Here is a 14221-nt window from a genome sequence, read left to right as displayed (position 1 = left end):
AGGTGTTCTGCATCGCCGGCGCGGACCCGCAGCCCGTGGTGCGCACGGCCGCACGCCTTGGTCGCCGACGATCACCCGGCACTCGTGGTCGAGGGCCCCCGTCGTCCGAGGGCGGCACCGGCACGAGCCGGCGCCCTTCCGTCCAGGTGGAGCACCGCGGGGACGTCCCACGTCCGGTGCAGCGGCGCCGGCCGATGCGCCGGGACGGCACTCGGGAGGGCCGGAGCCATCCACAGGGATCCACAGGGCGGCACCGGGGCAGCCAGCGGCTCGCGGACGCCCTCGGCGGGACCGGCGGGCGGGGCCGGTGGAGCTCAACGGGGCGGAGCAGCACCGTTCACCGGCCAGCAGACCGGGTGACCCGGTGGGGGCGGCAGGGGCTGCTCCGACGCAGCGGCAGGTCCGCACGCGCCGAAGGCCTCGTCCGGAGCGGTGGCTCCGGACGAGGCGCGGGCGGCGGGCGGGACCGGTGGATCAGTCCCGGCGGTGCAGCGGACGGGAGGACAGGGCGGTCCCGGCCACGGCGGCGAGCAGCGCACCGATGGCCACCACCGCCTGTCCGGGTCGCCCGCCGGTCGCTGCGTCGGTGAGGGTGGCCGCCTCCTGCAGCTCGGCGCCCGTGGCGGCCGGCAGGGAGGTGCCCTGCATCGCGGCCGCCGGCACGACGACCACCGGGAGCACGGTGGCCAGCGACCCGCCGGCCGACGGCGAGCGCACCTCGGTGCCGCCGACCCAGGAGGCGGTCACCTGCACCGTCGTCTTCACGGCCAGGGCGCTGACGTCGGTGGTCGTGACCGACTGCGGCACGACGATGCGGCAGGCGGCCGTCCGCCCCTTCGGCAGGGTGCCCGGCTGGCAGGTCGTCGGGACCGCGGTGGTGCTGCCCGGCAGCACCACGGTCGGGTCGGTGACGTCGACGTCGCCCGCGTTGGTGATCACGTAGGTCCAGACGACGCTGTCGCCGACGTCCGCGCCCCGGGTGCGGCGCGTGTCGGTGATCGCCCCGAGCACCGACACCTGCAGGGACGGAGCGCCCACGAAGACGACCGTGCGCCCGGTGTTGTCGGCGGTGTTGGGGTCGGTCGTCGCGGCGGTGGCCGTTGCGGACACGTCAGCCCGGCCGGGTGCGGTCGTGGTGGCCACCTGGGCGGTGCCCTTGAGCACCACCGAGGCTCCCGGTGCCAGTGAGGGGATCGTGCACCCAGCAGCGGTGCAGTAGGGGCTCGTGGGCAGGCCCACGGTGAAGCCGGCGGGGGTGCTGAAGGTGATCCGGGTGTTGACCGCCGTGGACGGGCCCTGGTTGCTGACGGTCACCTGGTAGGGGGTGGAACCGCCGAGGGGGACGTTGCCGGCCGGGACGGTGAGCTCGGCCCGCACGTCGGCCACGGCCCGGAGGGTGCTGGTCACGCTCGCTGTGTTGTTGACCTTGTCGTTCGGCTTGTTGTTCACCGTCGCGGGCTCTGACGTCGTCGCGCCCACGGTCACCGTGTTCTGCACGGTGCCGGTGCGGTCGGGAGCTGACCTCAGCACGATGGTCACGGCGGTGGGCACCCCAGGCGCCAGGGTGGCCAACGAGCACTGCACGGGGACGGCGCCGGCCGCCGAGCACGAGCCGCCCGGCACCGAGGCACGGGGGTTGGAGGTGCCGGCCGGCAGCGGGTCGTCGAGGACGACGGAGCGGGCGGTCGACGGCCCCTGGTTGGTCAGCACGGCCGTATAGGTGATGTCGGTCCCGGCCACCGGCGACGACGGGCTCGCGGTGAGGGTCACCCCGACATCGGCCAGCGCCGTCACGTCGGAAGTGACCGACGCGGTGTCGTTGCCCGGGTTGAGGTCGCGACTGCCCGTGACGCCGGTCACGCTCAGGACCAGCCCTCCGGTGACCGGCAGAGTGTCCGAGCCCACCGTCGCGGTCAGCGTCACCGTGCGCTTGGCGCTCCTGGCGAGGGTGCCCACGTCGCAGGTCAGGGTCCCGCCCGACACCGTGCAGGTGCCGCCGGACGTCGTCCCGGTGACGCCGGTCAACGCAGCGGGCAGCTGGCTGGTCAGCTTGCTGGCGTAGGCGTAGTCCTGGCCGGCGATGGTGCTCGTTCCACCGTTGTTCGTCAGCGTCGCGGTGTACGTCACCGACCGCCCGGCGACGACCGCATCGGTGCCGGTCCGCGCGAGGGTCACGGCCAGGTCGGCGATCGGGCTGAGGACCATGCTCGCCGAGTTGGTCGTCGAGGTCTTCACGGTGTTGGTGAGTGGGTCGAGGAAGGTGATGGTCGACTCGGAGTCGAAGGTGCTGGGCGCGGACGAGGGGTTGACGCGGACCTGGTAGGTCACCGTGCCCACCTCCCCGTTGTTGAGGCTCCCTCCGGTGGCGGCAGTTGCGCCGGTGCCGACGCGGACGGTCACCTGACGTGTCGTCGCGTCGTACTCGCCGACGTCGTCCCCGGCGCCGTCGGTGGGCGAGGTGGTGACCGTGCCGTTGATCACCCGCAGCGAGCCGGGCACGAAGGTGACGCCGGCCGGGATGGGGCTCCTCACGGTCGTCCCGAGAGCCGGGCTGCCGCCGCCGCTGTTGGCGTCGACGGTGATGGTGATCAGGTCACCGGCCTGCGCGTACGGGCCACCGGAGGAGGAGCTGACGTTCTGGTTGCCGATCACGCACGCGTCGGTGCCGAAGGAGATGTCATCGAGGAAGTTGCCGACGCTGAGCCTGCCGTTGTTCGTGCTCACCGCCGCGAAGGAGAAGCGGGTGGTCTTCTGGCCCTTGGGCACCGTGTAGAAGCCGGAGTACTTGCCCCAGGCGTCCGTGCTGTCGGTCAGCTGACGCTGCTCCACCAGGGTGCCGTCGGCGGGCCCGATGTTGACGGCCATCGTGTCCGCGCCCGTGCGGCCGCGGTGCGCCAGGCTCCAGCGCATCACCGTGCCCGGGACGGTCGGCAGGTCCTGGTACAGCGCGGAGGGCTTGTTCGCGTTCAGCTCGGCGTGCTGGACGCCCGCCGCAGCAGAGACGCCCTCGTGGTTGTTGTGCCAGATCTCGATGACGCCGTCGTCGGCCGTGGTGTTCCAACCGGGCACCGTTGACTGCGGCGCGAAGCGGATGGTGTTGACCGCGATGACCGGCTCCTCGAAGCCGCCGTCGACCAGCCCGATGGTCTTGGCGCAGGAGTCCGGGTCCTGTGCGGCGAGCGCGGGGGGAGCGGCGGCGACCACCACCCCGCCTGCCAGAACGACGAGCGCGAAGGCCAGCAGGGCCGGCCACCACGTCCGGGCCGGACGGCGCAGCGCGATCGTGACCACCAGGGAAACTCCTTCTCGGGACACCGTCGGCACCTCGCAGACGGTTCAGCCCGGAGGCAGGCCGGTCAGCAGGACGCCGCCGGGTGTTCTGACCCCGTGACTGCGTCATCGGTCGCCCGCCCCGATGGCTTGAGCCGGAAGCCGCCCGGAGCGGTCAGCGCGGGCTCGATCTACTCGCCCGGGTGAGGCCCGGGCCCGCTGCGGCCACCCCGCGCCGGTGGTCACGGAGGACGGGCCCAGGGGCACGGTCGCGCTGCGTGACCCGTGCACACTCCGCCGCCGCGGCTGCGCGCGAGGGACCGGGCTGGGTCTCGGCTCAACTCCCGTCGTGGAGCGCCGACCACGACAGCGAGACCTTCCACGGAGTGAGCATCCATGAGCACAGACCAACTCGTCGGCGCCGCCCGCCGACCGGCACGGTTCGTCGGGCGCACCGACGCCGGGCGCGCCGGGAACGTCGCCCAGGCGTGCGGCGCGCTGCTGCCCTTCCTCCTCGTCGGCATGGTCCGCATGGGTGCCTTCGCCGAGGGTGACACCTTCTGGGCGGTCGTCGCGGGCAGGCAGGTGACCGAGGCGCGGTCGGTCACCGTTCCGGACGCCTTCTCCTGGACCATCCCCGGGCAGCTGTGGCACCCGAATGCCTGGCTCTACGACGTGCTCTTGCACCTGGCGGACGCAGCCGCCGGCCGGGTCGGGCTGAGTCTCGCCGCCCTGCTGGGCGTCCTGGTCGTCGGCTGCGGCGTGGCCGTGGCCGGACGGGTGCTGGGCGCGGGCGCCGGCGCGCTCGCGGTCACCGGGATCCTCGGGAGCCTGGTGCTCGTCCCGTGGCTGAGCGCCCGACCCCAGTCGGTGAGCTACGGGCTGCTCCTGGTCGTCGTGGCGTTGGCCGCCCGCTCGGTGGAGTGGCGTGGTCGTCGGCTCGCCGTCGGGATCGCCGCGCTCCTCGCGCTGTCCGCCCTCTGGGTGAACCTGCACCTGGCTGCTCTGAGCGGGGTGTTCGCGACGACGGCCGGGATGGCTGTCGTGTTCGCCACCCGCCGTGGGGAGTGGCGGGCGCTGATGCCTCGGGCCTGCCTCACGGTGGGCGCCACGGTCCTGGGTTGCCTGTGCTCCCCGCTGGGCGGATCGGTGATCACCTCGGCGCTCGCGACCCGGGACGCGTCGACCGCGTACATCACCGAGTGGGCACCCCTGTGGCGGGCCAATGCGCTGTGCCAGGCCACCTGGGCGGTCGCCGCGCTCGGGTTGGTCCTCACCCTGGTGGCCTGGCGGCGCGCGCCGCGGGACGTCGCACTCCCGGTCTGGGCGGGCGCGCTCCTCGTCCTCCTCGTCCTCGGCGTCAGCGCCGCCCGGTTCTCCGCCATGGCCGCTGCGCTGGCGATCCCAGCGGTTGCCGTCTGGGCGACCCGCACCGACTGGGACGGCGCCCGCAGCCGGGGACGAGTGCGCTTCTTCGCCCGGGGCGTCGCCGCCGCCCTGGCAGCGACCTACGTCGTCCTGGCCTTCCTGCACCTGCCTGATGTCGGCGAACCCACGGGGAGCATCGCCTCCCGCGCCACCGTCGAGGCCATCCCCGACGGGTGCCGGGTGCTCAACGAGTACGACGACGGCGGGTGGATCACCTACCTGAGGGCTGATGACGGCGTGCTGGTGGCGCAGGACGGTCGCAACGACGCCTACGGGGCGGCCGTGCTCACCAAGGTCCAGGGCCTCATCGACGGAGACGCCGGCACCCTGGCGTACCTGGCACGGCAGGACGTGAGGTGCTTGCTGCTCTCCCCCGACCGTCCGGTCGTGGCCCAGGCCGAGGCGGCCGGCTGGCGGGTCGCGGCCGCCGATGCCGACCGCGTGCTGGTGCTCGCTCCCGTCGGTTAGCCGCAGGCCGGCAGCGCGCGCAGGGCGGCCAGCAGGTCGGCCGGGTCCGTGGCCGCCAGGACGACGGTCACGTGCCCGACCTCGCCCTGCCGGAGCAGCTGCGTCGTGCCGAGCGCCCCGGTCAGCCACTCCCCCGGCGACGCCGAGCCCACCGGGTGCTCGATGCCCGAGGCGGCAGGCTCGGCCGCGGTGACCGTGCCGATCGTGAGCCCGGCCGCCGCAAGGTGAGCCGCGACCTCGTCGGCGATCGCCGGGTCACCGGTGCCGTTGACGATGTCCACGACGTCCGGGGCACCGACGGCCGGGCAGACGTCCGGGGTGGGCGTCGGGACAGGCGTGGGAGTGAGCGTCGGCGTCGGCGCCACCTCGGCGCTCGGCGTCGGGACCGGCGACGGCTCGGCACTCGGCACTGGGGTCGGAGTCACGTCCGCGCTCGGCGTCGGGACCGGCGATGGCTCGGCGCTCGGCGCCGGCGCCGGCGCCACCTCGGCGCTCGGCGTCGCGGTCGGCGACGGCGCGGGAGTCACCTCCGCGCTGGGCGTCGGCGTGGGAGCCAGCTCAGCGCTCGGCGTCGGCTCAGCGGTGGGCGTGGCAGTCGGCTCGGGCGACGGTGTCGCAGTCGGCTCGGGCGACGGTGTCGCAGTCGGCTCGGGCGACGGTGTCGCAGTCGGCTCGGGCGACGGTGTCGCAGTCGGCTCGGACGACGGTTCGGGCGACGTCTCGGGCGTCGGCGTGGCAGTCGGCTCGAGCGACGGTTCGGGCGTCGGTGTGACAGGCGGCTCGGACGAGGGCGTGGGAGTCGAGCTCGGCTGGGGGGTGGCGGTCGGCTCGGACGTCGGTGTCACGCTCACCTCGACGCCGCCGGACGGCTCCGGAGTCGGCGCCGGTTCAGGAGCGGGTACCGGTCCGGCGGCGGGCGCGAGCGCCGGCGGGGCCGGCGCCTCGGCAGCGACGACGACCGGCGGGGCGGGCGGCGCCTCGACCGGGACGGGCGCCGGCGCGAGGGCCGGCGGCCCGGCCGGGTCCACCGGCGGGACGGTCGGCGGGGTCGCGGGCTCCGGCGTCGGGATCGGCGGCGGCGTCGTCCCGGCGTAGGTCGCGGCGAGCCGGAGCACGGAGGCGACGTACTCGCTGGAGTGGTTGTAGGCGAACACCGCGCGGGCCTGACCGGCGACACCGGACAGGTCGCCACCGGCGGCGCACAGGTACCGCGCGGCCGCGGCGGCCGCGTCGTGGACGTTGAACGGGTCCTTGCGTCCGTCGCCGTTGCCGTCGCTGCCGTAGCGGGCCCAGGTCCCCGGGATGAACTGCATCGGGCCGACGGCGCGGTCGTGCACGGTGTCGCGGTCGAACCGGCCGTCGTCGGTGTCCAGGACGAGCGCTGTCCCGGCGCCGGTGAGCGCGATGCCGACCACCGGCGGGGTCGACAGCCCGTCGGTGTGCAGGACGGCACCGGCGAACCGGCCGTGGTTGGACTCGACCCGGCCGATCGCGGCCAGCAGCGTCCAGTCCAGGCCGCAGTCCACGCCGTCGGCAGCGCGTGTGTAGGCCTCCAGCGCGGTGGTCGGGATGCCGCTGGCCGCCAGCGCCGACGCTGCCGCGGTCGACCGGGGCAGGTCGGGCAGCTCGGCGGGATCGGCCGGCGGCGGGGTGGTCGCAGCCGGGCTGGCCGAGGCCGGGATGGCCGAGGCCGGGGTGGCGAGCGCCGGGGCGACCGGCGCCGCGGTGGTCTCCGGTGGCGGGACGGCGAGCTGCCTGCGCGCCGCCGGGGTGGAGGTCCGGGTCTGCGCCGGCACCTCCGGCCAGGCCACCTCGACCAGCGGTCCCTGCGGCAGCGACGCCACGGCACGGGCGTCCGCCGGGCCGGCGGCACCGGTCGGCAGGAGCGCCAGCAGGGCGGCGACCGGACCCGCGGTCAGGCCGACGACCAACCCGCGTCGACGGCGACGCCCCGAGCCCGCCCTCACGCCGGCACTGCGTTCTGCACTGCGTTCTCGAGCATCGGCGCTCCCCGTGGCCACGACGCTGACCTGGCCGACCGTAGGCCTGGTCACCGGTGGCGCGCCATGGGATGCCGCGCGCCCTCGTGCCCCGGGAGTGCGGCCTACCGTGGCGGCATGGCCACCGAGCAGCCCGACGTCGACGGCGGCGCTCCGGTCGGCCGGCGGGTGGTGCTCGGCCTGCTCGGGCTCGGTGCGCTCGGGATCGTCGGCGGCGCGCGGCTGCAGGACGCGCTGGGGGCGGCGCTGGCACCGATCCAGACCCGCGACCCGACCGGCCTGAGCGGCCTGCTCCCCCTCGGCAACACCTTCCGCTACTACTCGGTGACCGGCGGGGTCGACGAGCAGGACGCCGGGGACTACCGGCTCTCGGTGTCCGGGCTGGTGGCGCAACCGGGCCGGCACACCCTCGCCGACCTGCAGGCGATGCCGCAGACCGACCTGGTGCGCGACTTCCAGTGCGTCACCGGCTGGCGGGTCCCCGACGTGCCGTGGGCCGGGGTGCAGCTCGGACACCTGCTGGACCTGGCCGCGCCGGCCCCGGCTGCGACGGCGGTGCGGCTGAGCTCCTTCGACGGCACGTACACCGAGAGCCTCACCCTCGACCAGGCCCGCCGCCCCGACGTCCTGGTCGCGCTGCGGATGCTGGACGCCCCGGTGACCCACGACCACGGCGGCCCGGTGCGGCTCTACGTCGCGCCGATGTACGGCTACAAGAGCCTCAAGTGGCTGTCCGGCATCGAGCTCACCGACGAGGTCGTCCCCGGCTACTGGGAGGAGCGCGGGTACGCGGTCGACGGCTGGGTCGGCTCCTCCAACGGACGCGACGATGACCCGACCGGCTGAGGCCCGGGCGGTCGAGCCGGAGCTGCCCCGGTTCGGCCGGACGGCGCGCTGGGTGCACGGACTGGTCGGCGTCCTGATGCTGGTCTGCCTGCTCACCGCGGCGGTGCTCTACAACAGCTCGCTGCAGGTCCTCGTCGGGCACCGCCGGGTGGTCGAGCTGGTGCACGTCTGGTGCGGGTCAGCGCTGCCGGTGCCGCTGGTGCTCGGTCTGGCCTCGGCCGGCTACCGGGCGGAGCTGCGCCGGCTCGACCGGTTCACCTCCGCGGACTGGCGCTGGCTCCGCTCGCGGACCCGCCGGGACGGGCGGATCCCGGTCGGCAAGTTCAACGCCGGGCAGAAGCTGAACGGCTCGCTCAGCACCGGCGCGATCGGCGTCCTGCTGCTCACCGGCGTGGTGATGCTGTCCACCGACCTCGCCCCGCTGTCCTGGCGCACCGGCGCGACGCTGGTCCACGACTGGACGGCGCTCGCCGTCGGGCTGCTGGTGCTCGGGCACCTCTCCCTCGCGCTGCGCGACCCGGTCGCGCTGCGCAGCCTGCGCACCGGCACGGTGCCGCGGCGCTGGGCCGAGACCGAGCACCCGGCGTGGGCGGCGGAGTTCGGACAGGCCCGGGACGGCGGGGACGCCTAGCGTCCTCGTCATGAGCTGGCCGGTGGACCGCGGGACGTTCGCACTCGGTGACCTGGCGGTGGAGCGCGGCGGCACGATCACCGACGCCCGGCTCTCCTGGCAGACCCACGGCACCCTCGACGAGGCCCGGGACAACCTGGTCGTCTACCCGTGCAGCTACGGCGCGACCGCCGACGACCTGGCCTGGCTGATCGGCCCGGACGGCGTGCTGGACCCCGGTCGGTGGTTCGTCGTCGTCCCGGACATGTTCTCCAACGGCCGGTCCAGCAGCGCGTCCGCGCAGCCGGACTACCCCGCGGTGGTCACCGCCGCGGACAACGTGCGGGCCCAGCACCGGCTGGTCACCGAGCACTTCGGCGCGACGAGCGTGGCGGCGGTGTACGGCTTCTCGATGGGCGGCATCCAGGCCTACCACTGGGCGGCGCTCTACCCCGACCAGGTGCAGCGGGCGATCGTCGTCTGCGGCAGCGCCCGCACCGCCGATCACAACAAGGTCTTCCTGTCCGGCCTGCTGCGCATCCTGGAGGCCGCCCCTGAGCACCGGGGCGGTGGCCGGTTCTCCGCCGAGCCGACCGCGGCGCTGCGGGCGTTCTCGCACGTCTACGCCGGCTGGGGGCTGAGCCAGGACTTCTACCGGGCTGAGCTGTACCGCACGGTGCTCGGGGCCCCGGACCTGGAGACCTACCTGGTCCGGGACTGGGAGACCGGGTTCCCGCTCCCGGCGGCCGACCTGTACGCCCAGGCGCAGACCTGGGTGCACGCCGACATCAGCGCCGCCGAGCACGACGGCGACCTGACCCGGGCGCTGCAGGGCATCCGGGCGCGGGTGCTGTTGCTGCCGGGCGAGACCGACCTGTACTTCCGGGTCGCCGACAACGCCGCGGAGCTCGCGCACCTGGCCGACGCCGAGCTGCGGCCGATCCCGAGCATCTGGGGGCACCGGGCCGGCGCACCGCACCCCGACGCGAACGCCGACGACTTCGCCTTCCTCCGCGCCGCCGTCCGGGAGTGGCTGGACACCTGAGCCGGCGTTTGCCGCCCCGCCGTCCCCGGGCAGGACCGGCACATGGCTGAACTGACCGGCAAGCGGATCGCGGTGCTCGCCGCCAAGGGCGTCGAGCAGGTCGAGCTGGTGGAACCGCGCAAGGCCGTCGAGGCCGCGGGCGCGACGACGCACCTGCTCTCCGTCCCCGACGGCGTCGAGGCCGGCGCCGTCCAGGCGGTCGAGGGCGACATCCACCCGTCGACGACGTTCCCGGTCGACGGGCTGGTCGGGGACGTCTCCCCCGACGACTACGACGGGCTGCTGCTGCCCGGTGGCGCGGTCAACCCCGACACCCTGCGCCAGGACGACGACGCGCTGGCGTTCGTGCGGGCCTTCATGGACGCCGGCAAGCCGGTCGCCGCGATCTGCCACGCCCCGTGGACCCTGCTGGAGGCCGGCACGCTGGCCGGCCGCACCCTGACCTCCTACCCGAGCATCCGCGGCGACCTGCGCCGCGGCGGTGCCACCGTGGTCGACCAGGAGGTGTGCGTCGACGGGAACCTGGTCACCAGCCGCGACCCCGACGACATCCCCGCGTTCAACGAGGCCGTCGTCCGGCTCTTCGCGGGGGGCTGACCCGCCGGCTCAGCGATCGCGCTGGAACCCGAAGAAGCCGCGCTTCCGGATCAGACCGCTCACCGCCGGCGGGACCATCGCCTCCCAGGACTCGTCGTCGGTGGGGATCCGCTTGAGCACGTCCCGGCTGAGTATCGGCAGGTAGTCGGGCTTGTAGTTGTCCAGCGCGACGAAGCTGCCGCGGCGGGCCAAGTAGTCGTAGAGCGGCTGGAGCTCCTCGGCGACGTGGACGGTGTCCACGGTGACCACCTCGCCGTCCCGGAGCATCGGGTAGACGAACAACTGCAGGTCGTTCTTCAGCAACCGGCCGAAGCCCTCCAGGATGCCGCCGGGCAGCGCCGAGTACGACGCCTCGTCGAACAGGTCGTGGAGGCTGGGGACGCCCATGACCATGCCGATCCGGCCGTCGGTGCGCCAGCTCAGGTAGGCGGCGAGCCGGTGGTAGGCGGCGAAGTCCGAGATCAGCACGGTCATCCCGCAGGCGGCCAGCAGGTCCGCGCGGGCGAGGAAGTCCCGGCGGTCGACGGCGTCCCCGCCGGCGCGCAGGTTGGCCATGGTCAGCTCGGTCAGCACCAGGACGTCCCGGCCGGCCACCGCCGGGTCCTCGGCGAACTTCTCCCCGGCTGCCTCGAGCATGTCGATGTTGACCACCGTGGGCGGCCGGAAGCTGCCGCGCTCGACCAGGATCGCCCGCTTCCGTAGCACCTCGCTGGGCTGCAGCACCTGCCGGTCGGGACCGAACATGGCGGCGCCGCTGAGCCCGAGCTGGACCAGTTTCAGCGCGATCAGCCGGTTGTCGACCGAGCGGAACTCGATGCCCTGCAGCTCGATCATGTCGATCTCGATGCGCCCGGTGGTGAGCCGGTCGAGCAGGCTCTCCACCAGCCGTTCGGGTTCGTGGTGCTGGAAGAACGCGGCGTGCAGCAGGTTGACCCCGACCACGCCCAGCGCCTCCTGCTGCAACGCGGCCTCGTCGTCGAGCATCCGGACGTGCACGATGACCTGGCTGGCCTCGTCGCGGGGATGGGACTGGAACTTCACGCCCATCCAGCCGTGGCACTCGTTCCCGCCCCGGTAGCTGCGGGCCACCACGGTGTCGGCGAAGGCGAAGAACGCCGTCTCGTCGCCGCGCGCCTCGCTGAGCCGGTCGAGGTTCAGCTCGAACTCGTGGTCGAGCATCGCCTGCAGCCGGCCCTTGGAGACGTAGCGGTCGGACTTGCCGTACACCGCGTCGCTGACCGCCATGTCGTAGGCGGACATCGACTTGGCGACCGTGCCGGCCGCGCCGCCCGCGCGGAAGAACCAGCGGGCGACCTCTTGGCCGGCCCCGATCTCGGCGATCGTCCCGTACCAACGGGGGTCGAGGTTGACCTGCAGGGCCTTCTGCAGGGTGTCCGCACCGGCGTCCATGTGGGGCTCCCGTCCTGTGGCGTCCCGAGGTGCGGGGAGCGTAACGGCCGCACGTGACCAGCCGGTGTCGACGCGGCGACGACCACGAGCCGGCAGCCCGCAGCGCGCGTCAGGCCGAGCGGCGCCGGCCATCCCGGCTCCCCTGCCCCAGGCCCGCGGCGTCGCCGCCCGGTGCCACCGGTCGCCGGCCGAGCACCCCCCGCGGGACCAGCCGTTCCCGGTCCGCCCGCTCGATGAGCAGCGCCCGCAGCACCCGCGCACCGTCCCGCCAGGTGTTGAGGTTGCTCGTGCCGTGGATCCGCGGGTGCTCGAAGCTGGGCACCTCGGTGATCCGCGCCCCGGCCAGCGCCATGCGGGTGTTGATGATCGTCTCGATCTCGAAGCCGTCACCCCACTGCTTGCCACCGCCCACCGCGAGCCGGGGATCGAGCGCGAGGTGGTCGAGGCAGTCCCGCCAGAACGCGTTGTAGCCGTAGCAGAGGTCGGTGTACCGGGTCCCGAACAGGGCGTTGGCCAGCCGGTTCAGCCAGCGGTTGCCCCACCGCCGGAGCGGGGTGATGTCGCCGGACCCGCCGCCCTGGGCGAACCGGGTCCCCTTCGCGAAGTCGGCGCCGGCGACCAGCGCGTCGACGAACCGGGTGATCTCCCCGGGGTCGGCGGACCCGTCGGCGTCCAGCATGACGACGACGTCACCGGTGGCGGCGGCGAAGCCGCAGGCCATCGCGTTGCCCTTGCCCATCCGGTTCTGCAGCACGACCTGGACGTCGGCCCGCAGCGAGCGGGCGACTTCGACGGTGCCGTCGACGCTCCGGCCGTCCACCACGATCACCTCGTGCACGTCCAGCGGCAGCCGGGCGAAGACGTGGGGCAGGTTCTTGGCCTCGTTGTAGGTCGGGATGATCACGCTCACCCGCGGCTGCCGGCGGGCGTGGTCCTGCTCGAGCGTCACCGTCGTACCGGTCGCCGGCGGCGACACCGACCGGTCGGTCGGCGGGACGGTGCGCGACGGGTCGTCCACGGTGTTCGGCACGTCGGCGTACCGGACTTCTTCGGCGTTGGTCAGATCGACTGGGAACCGGGACATGGCTGGCCTTCCTTCGCTCGGAGCGCGGACCGGGCAGGTCGCCGGTCGCGCTGGAGCCGTGGGAGTGGAGGAGACGAGAGGTGAGGTGCGGAACGCGCTGAGTCGCTGGGGGACGAGCAGGCGGGCGCTGTCCGGCGCTGCCGGCCCGCGCAGCAGCTGCGGCGGACACGGTGTTCTCGAGGACGATGCATCTCGACGGGCGGCGCAGGACGCACCGGCCCGGAGGCCTCGTCAGTCCGGCGCGACCGCCGGGTCCTCGGCGGCGCCGACGACGGGGAGGCTGCGGCCGGTGTACGGCCGCAGGGAACCGAAGAGCTCGTCGCTGTCGCTCGCGGCCAGCACGACCAGGGGCAGGTCGATGCCGATGCTCCTGTCCGGCCCGCCGTCCGACGCGCGGGCACCACCGCAGGAACTCGTCCCGGTGTTGGGTGTCGGCAGCGCCGGTGGTGGTGGCGGGGGCGCCTGCGGGAGGGGCGCCGGGATCGGCTGGGGAAGCCCGGCCGGCGGGGCGGCGCCACCGTGCGGCGCAGGGGCTCCCCCACTGACGGCATCGTGCCCGCCGGCGCTCCGGGTGCCGGTGACCTGCGACCGGCCGGCGTGCTGCTCGGCGGGCGCCTGGCGCAGCTGGGTGATCGGCTCGCCGACCAGCACGTCAGGAGCTCCCGGCACGGCGGCCACCGCAGCGGGCAGGGGGCTGCAGACGGCGGGGGCCGGTGGCGCCTCGGTGGGTGCACCGGTGGCGGGTGCCGGGCAGGTGCTCGGCTGGTCGGTCGCCGGCCCAACGGCCGTGGCCGCGCAGATGGCGACGCCTGGGTCCGCGGCGGTCGTCGTGGTCGCCGCGCTCCCCGGCTCCGGGGTTGCGGCGGTGCCCGTGCCAGCCGGGCAGCTCACCGGGACGCCGGTCGCCGTCCCGGCGGTGGTGGCGGTCGTCGTCGGGGCGGTGGCCGCCGCCGTCGTGCTGGTGCAGCTCGAGGTCGTCGTGTCGGCCGGCGAGGGGACGACGACCGGGGTCGGGTGCGTCGCGACCGGGACGGCGACCGGCGGGGTCGCCGTGGTGGGGGTGTCGACGGCGGGCACGGCAGGGGTGCCGGTCCCGGTGGTCGGAGCCGAGCCGGTCGTGGACGGCCCCGTCGCGGGGGTGTCGGCGCCGGGGACGGCGGTGCCCGGCGCGGTCGCGGGCCGGCCGTTGCCGCTCGTCGGGTCGCTGGGAGCGGGGACCGGCGCGACGGGGACAGTCACCGGCGGAACCGGCACGGACGCCACCGGCACGCTGGGAACCGGCACGCTGGGAACCGGCACGCTGGGAACCGGCACGCTGGGAACCGGCACGCTGGGAACCGGCACGCTGGGAACCGGCACGCTGGGAACCGGCACGCTGGGAACCGGCACGCTGGGAACCGGCACGCTGGGAACCGGCACGGTGAGAACGGGCACGGTGGGCACCGGCACGCTGGGAACCGGCA

At 74.5% G+C, this 14221-nt stretch carries 10 protein-coding genes and 1 pseudogene; 6 read left to right on the top strand and 5 right to left on the bottom strand.

Going from position 1 to position 14221, the window contains the following annotated elements:
• Window positions 1–474: 474 nt before the first annotated feature.
• Window positions 475–3291 (bottom strand): DUF7507 domain-containing protein, encoded by a 2817-nt coding sequence (locus tag FHL79_RS14980; RefSeq protein ID WP_138759386.1) that lies wholly within the window; start codon window positions 3289–3291, stop codon window positions 475–477.
• A gap of 375 nt (window positions 3292–3666) precedes the next feature.
• Here FHL79_RS14980 and FHL79_RS14975 point away from each other — a divergent pair, with 375 nt between their 5' ends.
• Entirely contained in the window at window positions 3667–5166 is a 1500-nt protein-coding gene (locus FHL79_RS14975; protein WP_138759385.1) for a hypothetical protein, read from the top strand.
• Here the strand turns inward: FHL79_RS14975 and FHL79_RS14970 are convergent.
• Complete coding sequence (locus FHL79_RS14970) at window positions 5163–7133, bottom strand: lytic transglycosylase domain-containing protein (protein WP_218938478.1); 1971 nt, start codon at window positions 7131–7133, stop codon at window positions 5163–5165. The two genes, FHL79_RS14975 and FHL79_RS14970, sit on opposite strands and share 4 nt — an antisense overlap.
• A gap of 150 nt (window positions 7134–7283) precedes the next feature.
• Here FHL79_RS14970 and FHL79_RS14965 point away from each other — a divergent pair, with 150 nt between their 5' ends.
• From FHL79_RS14965 to FHL79_RS14950, 4 genes are read left to right on the top strand one after another with little or no spacing between them, the layout of a single operon-like run.
• Window positions 7284–8012: a molybdopterin-dependent oxidoreductase gene (locus FHL79_RS14965; protein ID WP_138759384.1), complete on the top strand. Its 729-nt coding sequence runs from the start codon at window positions 7284–7286 to the stop codon at window positions 8010–8012.
• Window positions 7996–8643: a cytochrome b/b6 domain-containing protein gene (locus tag FHL79_RS14960; protein WP_138759383.1), complete on the top strand. Its 648-nt coding sequence runs from the start codon at window positions 7996–7998 to the stop codon at window positions 8641–8643. The genes FHL79_RS14965 and FHL79_RS14960 overlap by 17 nt, the downstream gene beginning before the upstream one ends.
• A gap of 10 nt (window positions 8644–8653) precedes the next feature.
• Window positions 8654–9667, top strand: a complete 1014-nt coding sequence (locus FHL79_RS14955) for an alpha/beta fold hydrolase (protein WP_138759382.1) — start codon at window positions 8654–8656, stop codon at window positions 9665–9667.
• Between the two features lie 42 nt (window positions 9668–9709).
• The gene (locus FHL79_RS14950; protein WP_138759381.1) at window positions 9710–10264 is read left to right on the top strand and encodes a type 1 glutamine amidotransferase domain-containing protein; all 555 of its coding nucleotides are present in this window, start codon (window positions 9710–9712) and stop codon (window positions 10262–10264) included.
• A gap of 9 nt (window positions 10265–10273) precedes the next feature.
• On the opposite strand, the gene FHL79_RS14945 is transcribed toward FHL79_RS14950, so the two are convergent.
• From FHL79_RS14945 to FHL79_RS26615, 3 genes are all read right to left on the bottom strand, one after another.
• Window positions 10274–11674 (bottom strand): TonB-dependent receptor, encoded by a 1401-nt coding sequence (locus FHL79_RS14945; protein ID WP_138759380.1) that lies wholly within the window; start codon window positions 11672–11674, stop codon window positions 10274–10276.
• 109 nt (window positions 11675–11783) lie between these two features.
• A complete protein-coding gene (locus tag FHL79_RS14940) occupies window positions 11784–12758 on the bottom strand; it encodes a glycosyltransferase family 2 protein (protein ID WP_138759379.1) in 975 nt (324 codons plus the stop codon).
• Window positions 12759–12989: 231 nt separating this feature from the next.
• The gene (locus FHL79_RS26615) at window positions 12990–13427 is read right to left on the bottom strand and encodes a hypothetical protein (RefSeq protein WP_246080817.1); all 438 of its coding nucleotides are present in this window, start codon (window positions 13425–13427) and stop codon (window positions 12990–12992) included.
• Window positions 13428–13482: 55 nt separating this feature from the next.
• Between FHL79_RS26615 and FHL79_RS26610 the strand changes: the two are divergent.
• Window positions 13483–14221, top strand: a pseudogene (locus FHL79_RS26610) (hypothetical protein); the annotation flags it as partial.

The sequence above is a fragment of the Modestobacter altitudinis genome (genome assembly GCF_005930475.1).
Taxonomy (GTDB): Bacteria; Actinomycetota; Actinomycetes; order Mycobacteriales; family Geodermatophilaceae; genus Modestobacter; species Modestobacter altitudinis.
This window is presented reverse-complemented; position numbering and strand designations above follow the sequence as displayed.

Coding starts and splice junctions, on each gene's coding strand:
- FHL79_RS14975 (WP_138759385.1), top strand. CDS start 3,667: ATGAGCACAGACCAACTCGTCGGCGCCGCCCGCCGACCGGCACGGTTC.
- FHL79_RS14965 (WP_138759384.1), top strand. CDS start 7,284: ATGGCCACCGAGCAGCCCGACGTCGACGGCGGCGCTCCGGTCGGCCGG.
- FHL79_RS14960 (WP_138759383.1), top strand. CDS start 7,996: ATGACCCGACCGGCTGAGGCCCGGGCGGTCGAGCCGGAGCTGCCCCGG.
- FHL79_RS14955 (WP_138759382.1), top strand. CDS start 8,654: ATGAGCTGGCCGGTGGACCGCGGGACGTTCGCACTCGGTGACCTGGCG.
- FHL79_RS14950 (WP_138759381.1), top strand. CDS start 9,710: ATGGCTGAACTGACCGGCAAGCGGATCGCGGTGCTCGCCGCCAAGGGC.
- FHL79_RS14945 (WP_138759380.1), bottom strand. CDS start 11,674: ATGGACGCCGGTGCGGACACCCTGCAGAAGGCCCTGCAGGTCAACCTC.
- FHL79_RS14940 (WP_138759379.1), bottom strand. CDS start 12,758: ATGTCCCGGTTCCCAGTCGATCTGACCAACGCCGAAGAAGTCCGGTAC.